Annotated in this window: 12 protein-coding genes; 7 read left to right on the top strand and 5 right to left on the bottom strand. The window is 72.6% G+C overall.

Going from position 1 to position 17,335, the window contains the following annotated elements:
* Window positions 1-13 precede the first annotated feature (13 nt).
* The 4 genes from glgB to K8Z61_RS15550 form a co-directional block, all read right to left on the bottom strand.
* A complete protein-coding gene (gene glgB / locus K8Z61_RS15565; RefSeq protein ID WP_224130849.1) occupies window positions 14-2,257 on the bottom strand; it encodes a 1,4-alpha-glucan branching protein GlgB in 2,244 nt (747 codons plus the stop codon).
* The gene (locus K8Z61_RS15560; RefSeq protein WP_224130847.1) at window positions 2,257-3,771 is read right to left on the bottom strand and encodes a maltokinase N-terminal cap-like domain-containing protein; all 1,515 of its coding nucleotides are present in this window, start codon (window positions 3,769-3,771) and stop codon (window positions 2,257-2,259) included. Before K8Z61_RS15560 ends, glgB begins: the two co-directional genes overlap by 1 nt.
* Window positions 3,768-5,525 carry a maltose alpha-D-glucosyltransferase gene (gene treS, locus K8Z61_RS15555; protein WP_263431193.1) on the bottom strand — a complete coding sequence of 586 codons (1,758 nt, stop codon included), beginning with the start codon at window positions 5,523-5,525 and terminating at the stop codon, window positions 3,768-3,770. Before treS ends, K8Z61_RS15560 begins: the two co-directional genes overlap by 4 nt.
* A 71-nt stretch (window positions 5,526-5,596) precedes the next feature.
* Window positions 5,597-7,621, bottom strand: a complete 2,025-nt coding sequence (locus K8Z61_RS15550) for an alpha-1,4-glucan--maltose-1-phosphate maltosyltransferase (RefSeq protein WP_224130844.1) — start codon at window positions 7,619-7,621, stop codon at window positions 5,597-5,599.
* Between the two features lie 167 nt (window positions 7,622-7,788).
* On the opposite strand from K8Z61_RS15550, the gene glgP reads away from it, so the two are divergent.
* Window positions 7,789-10,374: an alpha-glucan family phosphorylase gene (glgP, locus tag K8Z61_RS15545; RefSeq protein WP_224130843.1), complete on the top strand. Its 2,586-nt coding sequence runs from the start codon at window positions 7,789-7,791 to the stop codon at window positions 10,372-10,374.
* A gap of 34 nt (window positions 10,375-10,408) precedes the next feature.
* Here the strand turns inward: glgP and glgX are convergent, their stop codons facing one another.
* Window positions 10,409-12,595 (bottom strand): glycogen debranching protein GlgX, encoded by a 2,187-nt coding sequence (glgX, locus tag K8Z61_RS15540; RefSeq protein WP_224130841.1) that lies wholly within the window; start codon window positions 12,593-12,595, stop codon window positions 10,409-10,411.
* A gap of 95 nt (window positions 12,596-12,690) precedes the next feature.
* Here glgX and K8Z61_RS15535 point away from each other — a divergent pair, with 95 nt between their 5' ends.
* The 6 genes from K8Z61_RS15535 (at window position 12,691) to K8Z61_RS15510 (ending at window position 17,327) form a co-directional block, all read left to right on the top strand.
* A complete protein-coding gene (locus K8Z61_RS15535) occupies window positions 12,691-13,470 on the top strand; it encodes an enoyl-CoA hydratase/isomerase family protein (RefSeq protein ID WP_224130839.1) in 780 nt (259 codons plus the stop codon).
* Complete coding sequence (locus tag K8Z61_RS15530; protein ID WP_224130838.1) at window positions 13,460-13,816, top strand: hypothetical protein; 357 nt, start codon at window positions 13,460-13,462, stop codon at window positions 13,814-13,816. Before K8Z61_RS15535 ends, K8Z61_RS15530 begins: the two co-directional genes overlap by 11 nt.
* A gap of 198 nt (window positions 13,817-14,014) precedes the next feature.
* Window positions 14,015-14,800, top strand: a complete 786-nt coding sequence (locus K8Z61_RS15525; RefSeq protein WP_263431177.1) for an electron transfer flavoprotein subunit beta/FixA family protein — start codon at window positions 14,015-14,017, stop codon at window positions 14,798-14,800.
* Window positions 14,801-14,829: 29 nt separating this feature from the next.
* A complete protein-coding gene (locus tag K8Z61_RS15520; protein ID WP_224130834.1) occupies window positions 14,830-15,783 on the top strand; it encodes an electron transfer flavoprotein subunit alpha/FixB family protein in 954 nt (317 codons plus the stop codon).
* Between the two features lie 78 nt (window positions 15,784-15,861).
* On the top strand, window positions 15,862-17,139 hold the full coding sequence (locus tag K8Z61_RS15515; protein WP_374227974.1) for a glutamate-5-semialdehyde dehydrogenase: 1,278 nt from the start codon (window positions 15,862-15,864) through the stop codon (window positions 17,137-17,139).
* 29 nt (window positions 17,140-17,168) lie between these two features.
* Window positions 17,169-17,327, top strand: a complete 159-nt coding sequence (locus K8Z61_RS15510; RefSeq protein ID WP_224130830.1) for a hypothetical protein — start codon at window positions 17,169-17,171, stop codon at window positions 17,325-17,327.
* Window positions 17,328-17,335: the final 8 nt, after the last annotated feature.

The raw sequence follows: 17,335 nt of genomic DNA, 5'->3' as shown, positions 1-17,335 counted from the left end.
GGCCGTCCCGGCGTCAGTCGTCCTCGCGCCGCAGCCAGATCGTCGCGAGCGGGGGCAGCACGACGTCGGCGTGCGCGGGCTGGCCCGACCACGCGCCCTCGACCGCCTGCACGGCGCCCAGGTTGCCGACGCCGGAGCCGGTGTAGCCCTCGGCGTCGGTGTTGAGCACCTCGCGCCACCGGCCGGCCGACGGCAGGCCGAGCCGGTACCCGTGGTGCGGCACCGCGGCGAAGTTCGCCACGCACACCAGGTCGGACGCCGCGCCGCCGTCGGGGGCGTCACCGCGCCGGATGAACGAGAAGACCGTGTGGCCGGCGTCGTTGGCGTCGATCCAGGCGAAGCCGGACGGGTCGGCGTCGCGGCTCCACAGCGCGGGGGTCTCGCGGTAGGCGGCGTTGAGGTCGCGGACGACGTCGTGCACGCCGCGGTGCTCGGGGTGGTCGAGCAGCCACCAGTCGAGCTCGCGCGACTCCGCCCACTCCGACTCCTGACCCAGCTCGCCGCCCATGAAGAGCAGCTGCTTGCCGGGGTGCGCCCACATGAACGCCAGGTAGGCGCGCAGGTTGGCCAGCTGCTGCCAGCGGTCGCCCGGCATCTTGCGCAGCAGCGAGCCCTTGCCGTGGACGACCTCGTCGTGGCTGAGCGGCAGCACGTAGTTCTCGCTGAAGGCGTAGACGAGCGCGAACGTCAGCTCGCCGTGGTGGTACGAGCGGTGGATCGGGTCGCGGGCCAGGTAGCCCAGCGAGTCGTGCATCCAGCCCATGTTCCACTTGAAGCCGAAGCCGAGACCCTCGGCCGAGGTGGGCCGGGTGACGCCGGGCCACGAGGTGGACTCCTCGGCGATCGTGGTGATGCCCGGCACCCGCTTGTAGACGGTGGCGTTCATCTCCTGCAGGAACTGCACCGCCTCGAGGTTCTCGTGGCCGCCGTGCACGTTGGGCGTCCACTCGCCGTCCTTGCGGGCGTAGTCGAGGTAGAGCATCGAGGCGACGCCGTCGACCCGCAGGCCGTCGACGTGGAACTCCTCGAGCCAGAACAGCGCGTTGGCGTAGAGGAAGTTGCGCACCTCGGCGCGGCCGAAGTCGAAGATGTAGGAGCCCCACTCGGGGTGCCAGCCGCGCTGCGGGTCGGGGCTCTCGTAGAGCGCCGTGCCGTCGAAGCGGGCCAGCGCCCACTCGTCGGTGGCGAAGTGGCCGGGCACCCAGTCGAGGATCACGCCGATCCCGGCCTGGTGCAGCCGGTCGATCAGCAGTCGCAGGCCGTCGGGGTCGCCGAACCGGCTGTCGGCGGCGAAGTACGACGTCACGTGGTAGCCCCACGAGCCGCCGAACGGGTGCTGCATCACCGGCATCAGCTCGACGTGGGTGAAGCCCAGGTCGGCGAGGTAGGCGACGAGGTCGTCGGCCAGGCGCTCCCAGTCCCACAGGGTGCCGTCGGGGTGGCGCCGCCACGAGGCGAGGTGCATCTCGTAGACGCTCATCGGCGCCGCCACCGGCTGCCGCTCCGCGCGGGCGGCCATCCAGGCGTCGTCGCCCCACGTGTAGGCGGACTCGAAGACCCGCGACGCGGTGCGCGGCGGCACCTCGGCCCAGGTGGCCATGGGGTCGGCCTTCTCGCGCCAGGTGCCGTCGGCACCGAGCACGGCGTACTTGTAGGAGGCGCCGCTGCCGACGCCGGGCACGAAGAGCTCCCAGACGCCGGACGTGCCGAGCTGGCGCATCGGGTGTTCGCGGCCGTCCCAGGAGTTGAAGTCGCCCTTGAGCCGCACGGCGCGGGCGCGCGGCGCCCAGACGGCGAACGAGGTGCCGGAGACCGTGCCGGTCGGGGAGTCGTAGTGGTGCACCCGGGCGCCGAGCACCTGCCAGAGCAGCTCGTGGCGGCCCTCGTTGATCAGGTGCAGGTCGACCTCGCCGAGGGTCGGCAGGAAGCGGTACGGGTCGTCGACCGGCGCGGTGTCCTCGATCGCCTCGTCGCCGTAGACGACGGCCAGGCGGTAGTCGGGCACGTCGGCGACCGGGAGCACGCCGGCCCACACGCCGCCGTGCTCGTGCTCGAGGTCGACGACGCCGAAGTCGCCGCGGGCCTGCACCCGTGCGGCGAGCGGACGCAGCACGCGCAGCGTGACGCCGCCGTCGTGGGGGTGCGGGCCGAGCAGGGCGTGCGGGTGGCCGTGCTCGCCGCGCACGAGCTGGTCGAGCTCGGCGGTCGGCACGGGCAGGATCGACGGGTCCGGGGTGGCGGGCGTCCGGCTGGGCATCAGGCGGCTCCGATCTCCGCGACGGCACGCAGCGGGATGGCGACCCAGTCGGGCCGGTTGCGGGACTCGTAGACGGTCTCGTAGACGGCCTTGTCGGCCAGGTAGGCGTCGAGCAGCACGCGGGCGTCGACGTCGAGCTCGCCGCCGGCGTAGGCGGCGAGGAAGTGGTTGCGGTTGCGGTGCGCCCACTCGGCCGCCCGCTCGTCGAGCATGGCGGCGTCCTCGGGGTGGTCGAGGGCGAGGTCGCGGCCCACGACACGCGGCGCGTAGTCGAAGGAGCGCAGCATGCCGGCGACGTCGCGCCAGCGGCTGGCCGGCCGCACCCGCTCCGCCCGGGGCGCGGACGGCTCGCCCTCGAAGTCGACGATCTTCCAGCCGCGCGAGGTGCGCAGCGTCTGCCCGAGGTGGAGGTCGCCGTGCACGCGCTGCACCTCGACGTCGGCGAGCGCGGCCACGCGTCCGTAGACGGCCTCGAGACCCTCGACGTGCGGGGCGAGCTCCGGCACCGCGGCGGCCGCCTCGTGCAGGCGTCGGGTCATGTCGGCCGCCAGGGCCGCGGCGCCCTCGGCGTCGAGCCGCTGGGCGGGGAACCGCTCGGCGAGCAGGTCGTGCACGGCGCGGACGGCCTCGCCGAGTCGCGTCGCCTCGCCGGCGAAGTCGCCGCCGGCCTCCCGGGCATGCACCTCGCCGGCGGCGATGTCGCGCAGGTCGAGCGGCTGGGTGAAGGTCTGGGAGAACAGGTCGCGGACGCTGCCCAGCGCGAGCTCCCAGCCGTCGGACGCGGTGCGCAGGAACTGCTGGAGCATCGCGAGCTGGAGCACGTCGTCCTGCCCGGCGTCGGCGCGCGTCTCGGTCCAGCCGTACAGCGACGCGACGTGCGTCGACTCCGCCCGGGTGAGCACCTCGTGCACCTCGACGTCGGGGTTGAGGCCGGCGCCGACCTGGCGGAACACCTTGAGCACGGAGTCCTCGCCGAAGAACACCGAGGAGTTGGACTGCTCGCCGCTGAAGAGGCTGGCCGGGGCGTCGAGGTCGAGGTCGTGGCCGGGCAGCCGGTGGAAGGCCAGCCCCGCGTCGCTCGAGGGGCCGCCGCCGGCGGCGTCGAACGCCCGCAGCCAGCGGCCCATCGCCCGCCGGTCGTGCAGCGCGTCGTAGGCGTGGACCTCGCCGGTGATCGCGGCGTCGAGGGCCCCGGACTCCGTCCACACGCCGATCAGGGCGTGCTCGAGCGTCGGCTCGGGCTGCCGGTGCAGCGAGAGCGGCACCTGGTAGTCGGCACGGCCGCCCACCGCGTCGTCGAAGAGCACCTCGACGAGCAGCACGACGACGGCCGGGTCGGCGGCGGGGTCGCCGATCGTCCCGAGGCGGCGCACGGCGCCGATCGAGAACGCGCGGCCCTTGCCCGCGAACCAGCGGGTGCGGACGAGGTAGTCGGCCAGCAGGCCGTGGTCGAGGTGCGTGACGGCGTCGGGGGTGGTCGCGGGGGTGTTCGCGGGATGGTGGGGGTCGCTCACAGCTGGGGTCCCTCCTCGGTGGCGGCGGTCGGGCTGGGCGCGGTGAGCCGGAACCAGTAGAAGCCGTAGCCGGCGAGCGTCAGCAGGTAGGGACGGTCCCCGATCTCGGGGAACCGCACACCTCCGAGCAGCTCGACGGGGCGTCGTCCGACGAAGCGCCGCAGGTCGAGCTCGACCGGCTGCGGGAACGGGCTGAGGTTGTTGACGCAGAGGATGACGTCCTCGGTGCCGTCCGCGGCCGCGTGCTCGCGGACGAACGACAGCACGGCGCCGTTGGAGCCGCCGAGATCCTGGAAGGAGCCGAGGCCGAAGGCCGGGTGGTGGCGCCGGGCGTGCAGCATCCGCCGCGTCCAGTGCAGCAGCGACGAGGGGTTCTCCATCTGCGCCTCGACGTTGACCGCCGCGTACCCGAAGACGGGGTCCTGGATGAGCGGCAGGTCGAGGCGCCCCGGCGTGGCGGAGGAGAAGCCGGCGTTGCGGTCGGGCGTCCACTGCATCGGCGTGCGGACGCCGTCGCGGTCGCCGAGCCAGATGTTGTCGCCCATGCCGATCTCGTCGCCGTAGTAGAGCACCGGCGAGCCGGGCAGCGAGAGCAGCAGCGCGTTGAACAGCTCGATCTGGTTGACGTCGTTGTCGAGCAGCGGGGCCAGCCGCCGGCGGATGCCGATGTTGGCCTTCATGCGGGGGTCCTTGGCGTACTCGTTCCACATGTAGTCGCGGTCCTCGTCGCTGACCATCTCGAGCGTCAGCTCGTCGTGGTTGCGCAGGAAGATGCCCCACTGGCAGGAGTCCGGGATGGCGGGCGTCTGCTCGAGGATCTCCGAGATCGGGAACCGCGACTGCCGCCGCACCGCCATGAAGATGCGCGGCATGACGGGGAAGTGGAAGGCCATGTGGCACTCGTCGCCGCCGACCTCGTAGTCGCCGAAGTACTCCACGACGTCGGCCGGCCACTGGTTGGCCTCGCACAGCAGCACGCGGCCGGGGTAGTGCTCGTCGACGAACGCGCGCACCCGCTTGAGGAACGCGTGGGTCTCGGGGAGGTTCTCGCCGTTGGTGCCCTCGCGCTCGAAGAGGTACGGCACGGCGTCGAGCCGGAAGCCGTCCATGCCGAGGTCGAGCCAGAAGGCCATCGCCTCGATCATCGCGTCGCCAACGGCCGGGTTGTCGAAGTTGAGGTCGGGCTGGTGGGAGAAGAACCGGTGCCAGAAGTACTGCTGGCGCACGGGATCCCAGGTCCAGTTGGACGGCTCGGTGTCGACGAAGATGATCCGCGCGTCCTGGTACTTCTCGTCGGTGTCGCTCCACACGTAGAAGTCGCCGTAGGGCCCGTCGGGGTCGGTGCGGCTGGCCTGGAACCACGGGTGCTGGTCGCTGGTGTGGTTCATGACGAAGTCGATGATCACGCGGATGCCGCGCCGGTGCGCCTCGTCGAGGAACTCGCGGAAGTCCTCGATCGTGCCGACGGCCGGCAGCACTCCGGTGTAGTCGGCGACGTCGTAGCCGCCGTCGCGCAGCGGGGAGGGGAAGAACGGCGGGATCCACAGGCAGTCGACGCCCAGCCAGGCCAGGTAGTCGAGCTTCTCGATCAGGCCGCGGAAGTCGCCGGTGCCGTCGCCGTTGGAGTCGCGGAAGGAGCGGACGAGCACCTCGTAGAACACCGCGGTCTTGAACCACTCGGCGTCGGCGTGGTTCGCGTGCTCGACCTCGCGGGCGGGCTCCGGGGACGGGCCGGGCTCGAGGCCCTCCACCAGCGACGGGTCGCTCTCGGGGCGCAGCTCGCCGGGCTCGGCGTCGGCGGCGGCTGCGGCGGCGGGGGAGTCGTTCACGGGGCGGTCCTCCTGACCGAGAGGATGTGGGCGGGCTCGTGGTGCGGGTCGAGGCGCACGTAGTCGTGCTCGCCCCAGGTCCAGTCCTGGCCGGTCACCTCGTCGTGGACGACGAACGACTCGCCCCAGTCGAGGCCGAGGCCCGCGAGGTCGAGGTGCACGGTGGTCTCGCGGGTGCCGTGCGGGTCGAGATTGAGCACGACGATGACGCGGTCCTCGCCCTCGCGCTTGGAGTAGACGAGCACCTGCTCGTCGTCGCTGCGGTGGAGCGTCACGTTGCGCAGGCGCTGCAGGGCCGGGTGCCGGCGCCGCACCTCGTTGAGCATCGTCAGGTAGGGCGCCAGCGTGCGGTCCTCGCGCTCGGCGGCGGCCCAGTCGCGCGGCCGCAGCTGGTACTTCTCGGAGTCGAGGTACTCCTCGCTGCCGGGCTTCACCGCGACGTGCTCGTAGAGCTCGTAGCCGGCGTAGACGCCCCAGGTGGGGGAGGAGGTCGCGGCCAGCGCCGCCCGCACCTTGAACGCCGCCGGACCGCCGTACTGCAGGTAGGCGTGGAGGATGTCGGGGGTGTTGACGAAGAAGTTGGGCCGCATGAGGTGGTCGGTCTCCGACGACAGCTCGCGCAGGTAGTCCTCGATCTCGCCCTTGGCGGTGCGCCAGGTGAAGTACGTGTACGACTGGTGGAAGCCCACCGAGCCGAGCGCGCGCATCATCGCGGGCCGGGTGAAGGCCTCGGCGAGGAACAGCACGTCGGGGTCGGTGCGGCGCACCTCGCCGAGCAGCCACTCCCAGAAGTCCAGGGGCTTGGTGTGGGGGTTGTCGACGCGGAAGATCCGCACGCCGTGGTCCATCCAGTGCCGCACCACCCGCAGCATCTCCGCACGGACGCCCTCGGGGTCGTTGTCGAAGTTGATCGGGTAGATGTCCTGGTACTTCTTCGGCGGGTTCTCCGCGTACGCCACCGAGCCGTCGGCGCGGGTGGTGAAGAACTCGGGGTGCGAGGTGACCCATGGGTGGTCGGGGGCCGCCTGCAGCGCGAGGTCGAGCGCCACCTCCAGGCCCAGCTCGCCCGCGCGGGCGACGAAGGCGTCGAAGTCCTCCAGCGTGCCCAGGTCGGGGTGGATCGCGTCGTGGCCGCCGTCCTTGGAGCCGATCGCCCACGGCGAGCCGACGTCGTGGGGTCCGGGGGTCAGGGTGTTGTTCGGCCCCTTGCGGTTGACCTCGCCGATCGGGTGGATCGGCGGCAGGTAGACGACGTCGAAGCCCATCGCGGCCACGGCGTCGAGCCGCTGGGCGGCGGTGCGGAAGGTGCCGCTGCGCAGCACGCCGTCGGCGTCCGGCGCGGCGCCCTCCGAGCGCGGGAAGAGCTCGTACCAGCTGCCGAAGAGCGCGCGCGGGCGGTCGGCGAAGAGCGGGAACGGGCCCTCGACGGTGAGCAGCTCGCGCAGCGGGTGCTCGCGCAGGACGCGGGTCATCGCGTCGTCCTCGAGCACCGCCAGGCGGGCCGCGGGCGGACGTCGTCGGTCACCGCAGGCCTTGATGCCGGCGTCGAGCAGCGCCCGGGCCCCGGCGGCGTCGGGGGCGGAGACGGGGAGGGCGTCGCGCACCCGCTGCAGCAGCAGCGCGCCCTCGGCGAACATCAGCTCCACGTCGATCGCCGCGGGGATCTTCACCCCGGCCGCGTGCTGCCAGGTGGCCAGCGGGTCGCTCCAGGCGTGCACCTCGAAGGACCACGCGCCCTCGACGTCCGGCACCACCCACGCCCGCAGGAGGTCGGGCACGTCGGGCACCGGCGTCATCCGCACGGGCGGACGGCGGGTGCCGTCGGGGGCGACGAGCACGGCCTCGGCGCCGAGCCGGTCGTGGCCCTCGCGGAAGACGGTGGCCGTGATCGGCAGCGGCTCCCCGACGGTGGCCTTCGCGGGGCGCAGCGGCGAGGCCTGCCGACCCGGTGCGCCGACCTGGGCGGAGGCCCCGGGGTCGACGAGCGGCATGACGTCCATGACGGGGATGCGACCGACCATGCGCCCACCCAACCGGCCCGCAGGCCCGCAGGCAAGCCGCCGCGGGGGTGGTCGGCGCGGGGTCTGCGGAGGGGTGGTGGCCCGGCTGGTTCAGACCATCGGCGCTCCGCGGAGCCGCTACGCCCGGAAGGGTTGGAACGATCAAAGTTCTGCACTAGCGTCGCGCCGTGCGTGCCATCCGTCGCTTCACCGTCCGTCCCGTCCTGCCGCCCGCGCTGGCCGCGCTGGGCACCCTCGCCGCGAACCTGCGCTGGTCGTGGCACCCGCCGACGCAGGACGTCTTCGCCGCCGTCGACCCGGCCCTGTGGGAGAGCACCGGCCACGATCCGGTGCGGCTGCTGGGCGCGGTCTCGCGCGACCGGCTCGAGGCGCTCGCCGCCGACGAGGCGTTCCTCGCCCGCCTCGGCGCCGCCGCCGACGACCTCGACCGCTACCTCGGCTCGCAGCGCTGGTTCCAGCAGCGCGTCGGTGACGACGGCCCGCGGACGGTCGCCTACTTCTCGCCCGAGTTCGGCATCACCGCCGTGCTCCCGCAGTACTCCGGTGGCCTCGGCATCCTCGCCGGCGACCACCTCAAGAGCGCCAGCGACCTCGGCGTCCCGATCATCGGCGTCGGTCTGCTCTACCGGCACGGCTACTTCCGCCAGGCCCTCTCCCGCGAGGGCTGGCAGCAGGAGACCTACCCGGTGCTCGATCCCGACGAGCTGCCGATCTCGCTGCTGCGCGAGCCGTCCGGGGAGCGCGCCACGATCTCCATCGCGATGCCCGGCGGCCCCGACCTGGTGGCCCGCATCTGGGTCGCGTCGGTCGGACGCGTGCCGCTGCTGATGCTCGACACCGACGTCGAGGGCAACCCCCAGGCCTACGTCGACGTCACCGACCGGCTCTACGGCGGCACGTCGGAGCATCGGCTGCGCCAGGAGCTGCTGCTCGGCGTCGGCGGCGTGCGGGCGCTGCGGGCCTACTGCCGCATCACCGGGCACCCCGAGCCCGAGGTCTTCCACACCAACGAGGGCCACGCCGGCTTCCTCGGCCTCGAGCGCATCCGCGAGCTCACGGTGCCCGAGTCCGGCCCCCGCCTCGACCTCGCCACCGCGCTCGAGGTCAGCCGTGCGTCCACGGTCTTCACCACCCACACGCCGGTGCCCGCGGGCATCGACCGGTTCGCACGCAGCCTCGTCGAGCAGTACTTCGCCGAGCCCGGCGCCACCCCCGGCGTCCCGGTCGAGCGGGTGCTCGCGCTGGGCTCGGAGGACTACCCGGGCGGCGATCCCGGCGTCTTCAACATGGCGGTCATGGGCTTCCGGCTGGCCCAGCGCGCGAACGGCGTCTCGCTGCTGCACGGGCACGTCTCGCGCGGCATGTTCAACGGCCTGTGGCCGGCCTTCGACGAGGCGGAGGTGCCGATCGGCTCGATCACCAACGGCGTGCACGCCCCCACCTGGGTCGCCCGCGAGATCCTCGAGCTGGCCGCCGGCCGCGGCGCCGACCCGCACGGCGACGACGTCGAGGCGTTCTGGGACGTCGTCGACCAGGTGCCGGCCGCCGAGATCTGGTCGGTCAAGCGCACGCTGCGCGAGCGGCTGGTGCTGGAGGCCCGCCGTCGGCTGCGCGACTCCTGGCGCGAGCGCGGCGCCGCCCAGGCCGAGCTCGGCTGGATCGACGACGCCCTCGACCCCGACGTCCTGACCATCGGCTTCGCGCGCCGCGTGCCGTCCTACAAGCGGCTGACGCTGATGCTGCGCGACCCCGAGCGCCTGACCCGGCTGCTCACCGACCCCGAGCGGCCCGTCCAGCTGGTCATCGCGGGCAAGTCGCACCCCGCCGACGACGGCGGCAAGCGGCTCATCCAGGAGCTCGTCCGGTTCGCCGACGGCGCCGGCGTGCGCCACCGCATCGTCTTCCTGCCCAACTACGACATCGCCATGGCGCTGCCGCTGTATCCCGGCTGCGACGTGTGGCTGAACAACCCGCTGCGGCCCTACGAGGCCTGCGGCACCTCGGGCATGAAGGCCGCGCTCAACGGCGGCCTCAACCTCTCGATCCTCGACGGCTGGTGGGACGAGTGGTTCGACGGCTCGAACGGCTGGGCCATCCCCTCGGCCGACGGCGTCGAGGACGCCGACAAGCGCGACGACCTCGAGGCCGCGGCGCTCTACGACCTGATCGAGCACGAGGTCGCGCCGCGCTTCTACGACCGCGACGCCGACGGCGTGCCCGGCCGCTGGGTCGAGATGATGCGCCACACGCTGCTCTCGCTGGGCCCGAAGGTGCTGGCCAGCCGGATGGTGCGCGACTACGTCCGCGAGCTCTACACCCCGGCCGCCCACGCCTCGCGGGCGCTGGACGCCGACTTCGCCGGCGCCGTGGCGCTCGCGGAGTGGAAGGCGCGGGTGCTCGACGGGTGGTCGGGCGTGCGGGTCGAGCACGTCGAGAGCTCCGGCGTCGGCGACGCCCCGGAGGTCGGGGCCGCGATGGCGGTGCGCGCGTTCGTCGCCCTCGGCGGGCTGGCGCCGCAGGACGTCGCGGTGCAGCTGGTGCACGGCCGCACGACGGCGGCCGACGAGCTGCTCGAGACCCGCGTCGTCGACCTCGCGCTCGCCGAGTCCTACGAGGCCGGGCGCCACCGCTTCGACGGCGACGTCGTGCTCGACCACGCCGGCGCGTTCGGCTACACGGTGCGGGTCGTGCCGCGGCACGACCACCTGGCCTCGACCGCCGAGCTCGGCGTGGTGGCCCTGCCGACCGCCTGAGACGGCCGAGCGGCTCCGGGCGGCTCCGAGCGGCTCAGACCTCCCGCAGCACCACCGTCGAGCGGCGACCGATCGACAGCCGGTCGCCTGCCTTGACGACCGTGCCGACCGGCAGCTTGAAGTCGGTGGAGAGCACGACCTCGCCGGCCTGCACCCAGTCGTTCTCCGGCAGCTGGATCGGCTGGGGCAGCCAGGCGGAGTTGAACCAGATGACGAACGACGCGTCGATCTGCTGCTCGCCGCGGGGCCCGGGGGAGCGCAGGGGCCGTCCGGAGACGAACATGCCCACCGAGCGCAGCTCGGGGTCGTGCCAGTCGCGCTCGGTCATCTCCCGGCCGCTCGGGTGCAGCCAGGCGAGGTCCTTCGGCCCGCCCTTGATCGCCGGCCGGCCCTCGAACCAGTGCCGCTGGCGCAGCGCGGGGTGCTCGCGCCGCAGCCGCAGCGCGGCCTTGGTGACCTCGTAGACGTCCAGCCAGGCGTCGTCGGGCCGCCAGTCGATCCAGGAGATCTCGTCGTCCTGGCAGTAGGCGTTGTTGTTGCCGCGCTGGGTGCGTCCGCGCTCGTCGCCCGCGGTGATCATCGGGACGCCGTTGGACAGGCACAGCGTCGCCATCATGTTCGCGGCCTGGCGCCGCCGCACGGCGGCGATCGCGGGATCGTCGGTCTCGCCCTCCACGCCGTGGTTCCACGAGCGGTTGTTGTCGGTGCCGTCGCGATTGTCCTCGCCGTTGGCCTCGTTGTGCTTGCGCTCGTAGGTCACCAGGTCGCGCAGGGTGAAGCCGTCGTGCGCGGTGACGAAGTTGATCGAGGCGTACGCCGAGCGGCCGTCGTCGGCGTAGAGGTCGGAGGAGCCCGCGAGCCGCGTCGCCACGGTGCGGATGCCGGAGGTGTGGTTGCGCCAGAAGTCGCGGATCTCGTCGCGGTACTGGTCGTTCCACTCCGTCCACGGCGGCGGCATCCGGCCGACCAGGTAGCCGTCCATGGACGCGTCCCACGGCTCGGCGATCAGCTTGACGTGGCGCAGCACGGGGTCCTGCCCGATGGCGACGAGCAGGTCGCAGCCCATGTCGATGTCGTAGCCGGTGCGGGTCAGCGCCGACATCAGGTCGAAGCGGAAGCCGTCGACGTGCATCTCGGTGACCCAGTAGCGCAGGGAGTCGAGGATCAGCCGCAGCGCGAGCGGGTTGGAGGAGTCGACGGTGTTGCCGCACCCCGTGACGTCCCAGTACGTGTCGTCGAAGACCGGTGCGCCGCCCGCGGGGTCGGGGCGCGGCGGCACCCGCTTGTAGAAGCCGCGGTCGTCCAGGCCCCGGAAGCTGAGCGTCGGGCCCAGCGGCCCGGCCTCGGCGGTGTGGTTGTAGACGACGTCGAGGATCACCTCCAGGCCCGCCCGGTGGAAGGCCTTGACCATCTCCTTGAACTCGCGCACCTGCTCGCCGTGCTCGCCCGAGGCCGCGTAGGCGTTGTGCGGGGCGAAGTAGCCGATCGTGTTGTAGCCCCAGTAGTTCACCGCTCCCCGCTCCGTGAGCGCCGGCTCGGAGACGAACTGCTGCACCGGCAGCAGCTCCACGGCGGTGACGCCGAGGTCGCAGAGGTAGTCGATGACGGCGGGCGTCGCCAGCCCCGCGTAGGTGCCCCGCAGCTCGTCGGGCACGCGGTCGTGCAGGGCGGTCATGCCCTTGACGTGCATCTCGTAGATGACGGTGTCGCGCCAGCGCCGGTGCATCGGCGCGTCGCCCTCCCAGTCGAAGCCGCCGCCGAAGGTCGGGTCGACGACGACGCTGCGCGGCACGTACGGCGCGGAGTCGGTGGTCTCGCGGACGTCGGGCCGCCCGAAGACGTAGCCGAAGGCCGGCTGCTGCGGGTCGAGACCGCCGGCGATGGCGTGGGCGTAGGGGTCGAGGAGCAGCTTGTCGACGTTGAACCGCCAGCCCCGCTCGGGGTCCCACGGGCCCTCGACCCGGTAGCCGTAGCGGGTGCCCGGCGCCACTCCCGGCACCGCGCCGTGGAAGATGCCCTGGGAGCGCTCGGTGAGCGCCAGGCGCTCCTCCTCCTCGCGCCCGTCGACCTCGCGGAAGAGGCACACCCAGGCCGCGGTCGCGGCGGGGGCGTAGACGGCGAAGTTCGTCGACTCCGGCGACCAGGTCGCCCCGAGGGGGAAGTTGCGTCCGGGCCAGACCCGCGCGGTCTGGCCCAGGTGCGTCCACGTCGTCGCGCTCACCCGTCCCATTCTGGCCGAACCTGGCAGAGTGCGGAGCCGATGGCGAAGACCGGGCGGACCCATCCGCTCCGGCGCCCGCGACGAAGGAAGAGGTCATGGGGGAGTTCGTACGGCTCGAGGTGAGCGACGGCGTCGGCACGATCCGACTCGACCGTCCGAAGATGAACGCGCTCAGCGAGCAGGTCCAGGAGGAGCTGCGCGCCGCGGCAGCCGAGGCCACCGAGCGCGACGACGTCAAGGCCGTGGTGATCTACGGCGGCGAGCGCGTCTTCGCGGCCGGCGCCGACGTCAAGGAGATGGCCGACATGTCGCACGTCGACATGGTCAAGCGCTCCTCCGGCCTCACCACCGCGTTCACCGCGATCGCCCGGATCCCCAAGCCGGTGGTCGCCGCGATCACCGGCTACGCGCTGGGTGGTGGGTGCGAGCTGGCGCTGTGCGCGGACGTCCGCTTCGCCGCAGAGGACGCCGTGCTCGGCCAGCCCGAGATCCTCCTGGGCATCATCCCGGGCGCCGGCGGCACCCAGCGCCTGAGCCGCCTGATCGGCCCGTCCAAGGCCAAGGACCTCATCCTGACCGGCCGGTTCGTCAAGGCCGACGAGGCGCTCGCCCTCGGCCTCGTCGACCGGCTCGTCCCCGCCGCGGACGTCTACGCCGAGGCCGTCGCCTGGGCGCAGCAGTTCGCGCACGCCGCCACCTACGCGGTCCGCGCCGCCAAGGAGGCGATCGACCGCGGTCTCGAGACCGACCTCGAGACCGGGCTGGAGATCGAGCGCATGCAGTTCGCGTCGCTCTTCGCCACCGAGGACCGTGCCATCGGCATGGCCTCGTTCATCCAGAACGGACCCGGAAAGGCACAGTTCGTTGGCCGCTGAGCACACCGACCGCAAGGCCGGAGACCCCCACACCGTCCACACCGTCCGCACCGTCGCCGCGCAGGTGCTCTGGACCGTCTGCCTGGTCCTCGCCCTGGTCCTCGCGGTCGGCGCGCTGCTGGTCGCCGTCGACGCCAACCGCGACAACGATCTGGTGAGCCTCGTGCTCGACGCCGCCCGCGCGTTCGACCTCGGGGTGTTCTCCCGCGAGAACGGCGTGCTGCGCTTCGACGGCAAGAACGCCGAGACGCTCAACGCCCTTGTCAACTGGGGATTGGCTGCGGTGTTCTACTTGGTCGTGGGACGACTGCTCGAGCGCCTCGTGCGTCCGGGCACCGCCCGCTGACCGCCACAGCCCCGCACACCGCACCACCCCGACCAGCCGGTCGCACCGTCGCTGCGTCGCCGTCCACCGTGACAGCGACGCTGTCGACGATGTGACGAAGCCAACCCGCGCATCCGCATGTGCGGCGAGGTGACCGGCCGGTAACCTCACGAACACATCCGAGTGCACAGGAGGGGCCTTAACCGGCCGATCACCACCATGAACATTGTTGTCTGTGTGAAGTACGTCCCCGACGCCACCGCGGACCGCCAGTTCGAGTCCGACAACACCGTCGACCGCGTCGGTGTCGACGGCCTGCTGTCCGAGCTCGACGAGTACGCCGTCGAGCAGGCCCTCCAGCTCAAGGAGAAGGGCGAGGACATCGAGGTCACCGCGCTGTGCGTGGGCCCGGAGAAGGGCGTCGACGCCGTCCGCAAGGCGCTGCAGATGGGCGTCGACAAGGGCATCCACGTCGTCGACGACGCCATCGCCGGCTCCGACGCCATCGCCACCTCGCTGGTGCTCGCCAAGGCCATCGAGAAGATCGGCGTGCCCGACCTCGTCATGTGCGGCATGGCCTCCACCGACGCCGGCATGTCCGTCGTCCCGGCCATGCTCGCCGAGCGCCTCGACCTGCCGCAGGTCACCTTCGCGGCCGTCATCGAGACCCAGGGCGACCAGGTCCGCATCAAGCGCGACTCCGACACCGCCACCGAGATCGTCGGCGGCACCATGCCGCTGGTCATGTCGGTCACCGACCAGACCGGCGAGGCCCGCTACCCGTCCTTCAAGGGCATCATGGCCGCGAAGAAGAAGCCGCTCGAGACCTGGTCGCTGAGCGACATCGGCGTCGACGCCTCCGAGGTCGGCCTGTCGGTCGCGTGGACCAGCGTCGAGGAGACCGCGGCCCGCCCGCCGCGCACCGCCGGCGAGATCGTCAAGGACGAGGACGGCGCCGGCGCGACCGCGCTGGTCGGCTTCCTGGCGTCCAAGAAGTTCATCTGACGAGCGCTGCGAGAGGAAGAGAAGCACTCATGTCCGAAGTCCTGGTGCTCGTCGACCACGTCGACGGAGCCATCCGCAAGCCCACCCTCGAGCTGCTGGCCATCGCCAAGCGCATCGGCTCGCCCTCGGCTGTCCTCATCGCGAGCGCCGACCAGACCGACGCCGCCGTCGCCCGCCTCACGGCGTTCGGCGCCGAGAAGGTCTACGTCGTCGACGACGCCGAGATCAAGGGCTACCTCGTCGCTCCCAAGGCCGAGGTCCTCCAGCAGCTGATCGAGAAGACCTCGCCGGCCGCCGTCCTGATCGTCTCCGGCTACGAGGGCAAGGAGATCGCCGGTCGCCTGGCGATCAAGACCGGCTCCGGCCTGATCACCGACGCCGTCGACGTCGACGCCGACGGCACCACCACGCAGTCGGTGTTCGCGGGCAACTTCACCGCCAAGGCGAAGGTCACCACCGGCACGCCGATCATCACGGTGAAGCCGAACGCGGCCGCCCCCGAGGAGACCGCCGGCGCCGGCGCCGTCGAGCAGTTCGCGGCGACGATCTCCGACTCCGCCAAGAAGGCCCAGATCGTGGCCTCGCAGCCGCGTCAGGCCTCGGGGCGTCCCGAGCTCACGGAGGCGGCGATCATCGTCTCCGGCGGCCGTGGCACCGGCGGCAACTTCGAGCCCGTCGAGGGCCTCGCCGACGCCCTGGGCGCGGCGGTCGGCGCCTCGCGTGCCGCCGTCGACTCCGGCTGGATGCCGCACAGCTTCCAGGTCGGCCAGACCGGCAAGGTCGTCTCGCCGCAGCTCTACGTCGCGAACGGCATCTCCGGCGCGATCCAGCACCGGGCCGGCATGCAGACCTCGAAGACGATCGTCGCGGTCAACAAGGACGAGGAGGCGCCGATCTTCGAGCTCGTCGACTTCGGCGTCGTCGGCGACCTCCACGCGGTGCTGCCGAAGGCCACCGAGGAGATCAACCAGCGCAAGGGCTGAGCCTCCGGCTCCGCCCGTCCGAGGCCCCCGTCCCGCCGCCCGCGGGACGGGGGCCTCGGCGCGTCCGGGCTCACTACGATGACGCCCATGACCAGCACGCCCGGCAGCTCCGGCTCGAACGACGTCACCGCCCTCGCCGTCCGCGCCCGCGAGGCCAGCCACGGGCTCGCGCTGGCCACGCGCCTGGTCAAGGACGCCGCCCTCGAGGCGATGGCGGCGGCGCTCGGCGTCCACGAGGCGCGCATCCTCGCGGCGAACGCCGACGACGTCGCGCGCGCCGAGGCGTCTGGCACGCCGGCGAACATCGTCGACCGGCTGCGGCTGAGCCCCGAGCGCCTCGCGGGCATGGCCCAGGGGCTGCGTGACGTCGCCGGGCTGGCCGACCCCGTCGGCGAGGTCGTGCGCGGCTCGACGCTCGCCAACGGCCTGGAGCTGCGGCAGGTGCGCGTGCCCTTCGGCGTCGTCGGGATGATCTACGAGGCGCGGCCCAACGTCACCGCCGACGCCGCCGGCCTCTGCCTGAAGTCCGGCAACGCCGTGCTGCTGCGCGGCTCGTCGAGCGCCGCGTCGAGCAACGCCGCGCTGGTGGCGGTGCTACGCGACGCGGTCGCCTCCGCCGGGCTGGACCCCGAGGTGCTGCAGCTGGTGCCGGCCGACTCCCACGACACCGTCAAGGCGCTGATGCGGGCCCGCGGCCTGGTCGACGTGCTGATCCCGCGCGGGGGAGCGGGCCTGATCCGCGCGGTCGTGGAGGAGTCGACGGTGCCGGTGATCGAGACCGGCGTCGGCAACTGCCACGTCTACGTCGACGCCGCCGCCGACCTCGACATGGCGGTCTCGCTGGTGCTGAACTCCAAGACGCACCGCACGAGCGTGTGCAACGCCGCCGAGACCCTGCTGGTGCACGCGGACGTCGCCGAGCAGTTCGTCCCGCGGATCACCGCGGCGCTGCAGCAGGCCGGCGTCACGGTGCACGGGGACGAGACGTTCGCCGCGCAGGAGGGCGTCGTCGCGGCGACCGACGAGGACTGGGCCGAGGAGTACCTCTCCCTCGACATCGCGGCGCGGGTGGTCGACTCGGTGGAGGACGCCATCGCGCACATCCGCCGGTGGTCGAGCCAGCACACCGAGGCGATCGTCACCGAGGACCAGCGCGCCGCGCGGCTGTTCACCGCCGCCGTCGACTCCGCGGCCGTCCTCGTCAACGCCTCGACGCGGTTCACCGACGGCGGGGAGTTCGGGTTCGGCGCCGAGATCGGCATCAGCACCCAGAAGCTCCACGCCCGCGGGCCGATGGGCCTGCCGGAGATGACCTCCACCAAGTACCTCGTCGTCGGGGACGGGCACGTCCGCTGAGGCCGGCGCGGTCCCGGTAGGCTGGGGCCATGACCACGACGACCGTCCCGCTGCTCGTCCGCGCCGCCGAGGAGGGCACGCACTCGGCGAGCCCGAACCCGTACCTGATCGGCGCGATCGCGCTCGGCGTCCTGCTGATCCTGCTCCTCGCGCTGGTCACGTTCGGCAACGGCCGCGAGCACAGCTGAGCCTCGGC

Origin of the sequence: Nocardioides sp. TRM66260-LWL (assembly GCF_020075545.1) — a bacterium.
Classification (GTDB): Bacteria; Actinomycetota; Actinomycetes; order Propionibacteriales; family Nocardioidaceae; genus Nocardioides.
This window is presented reverse-complemented; position numbering and strand designations above follow the sequence as displayed.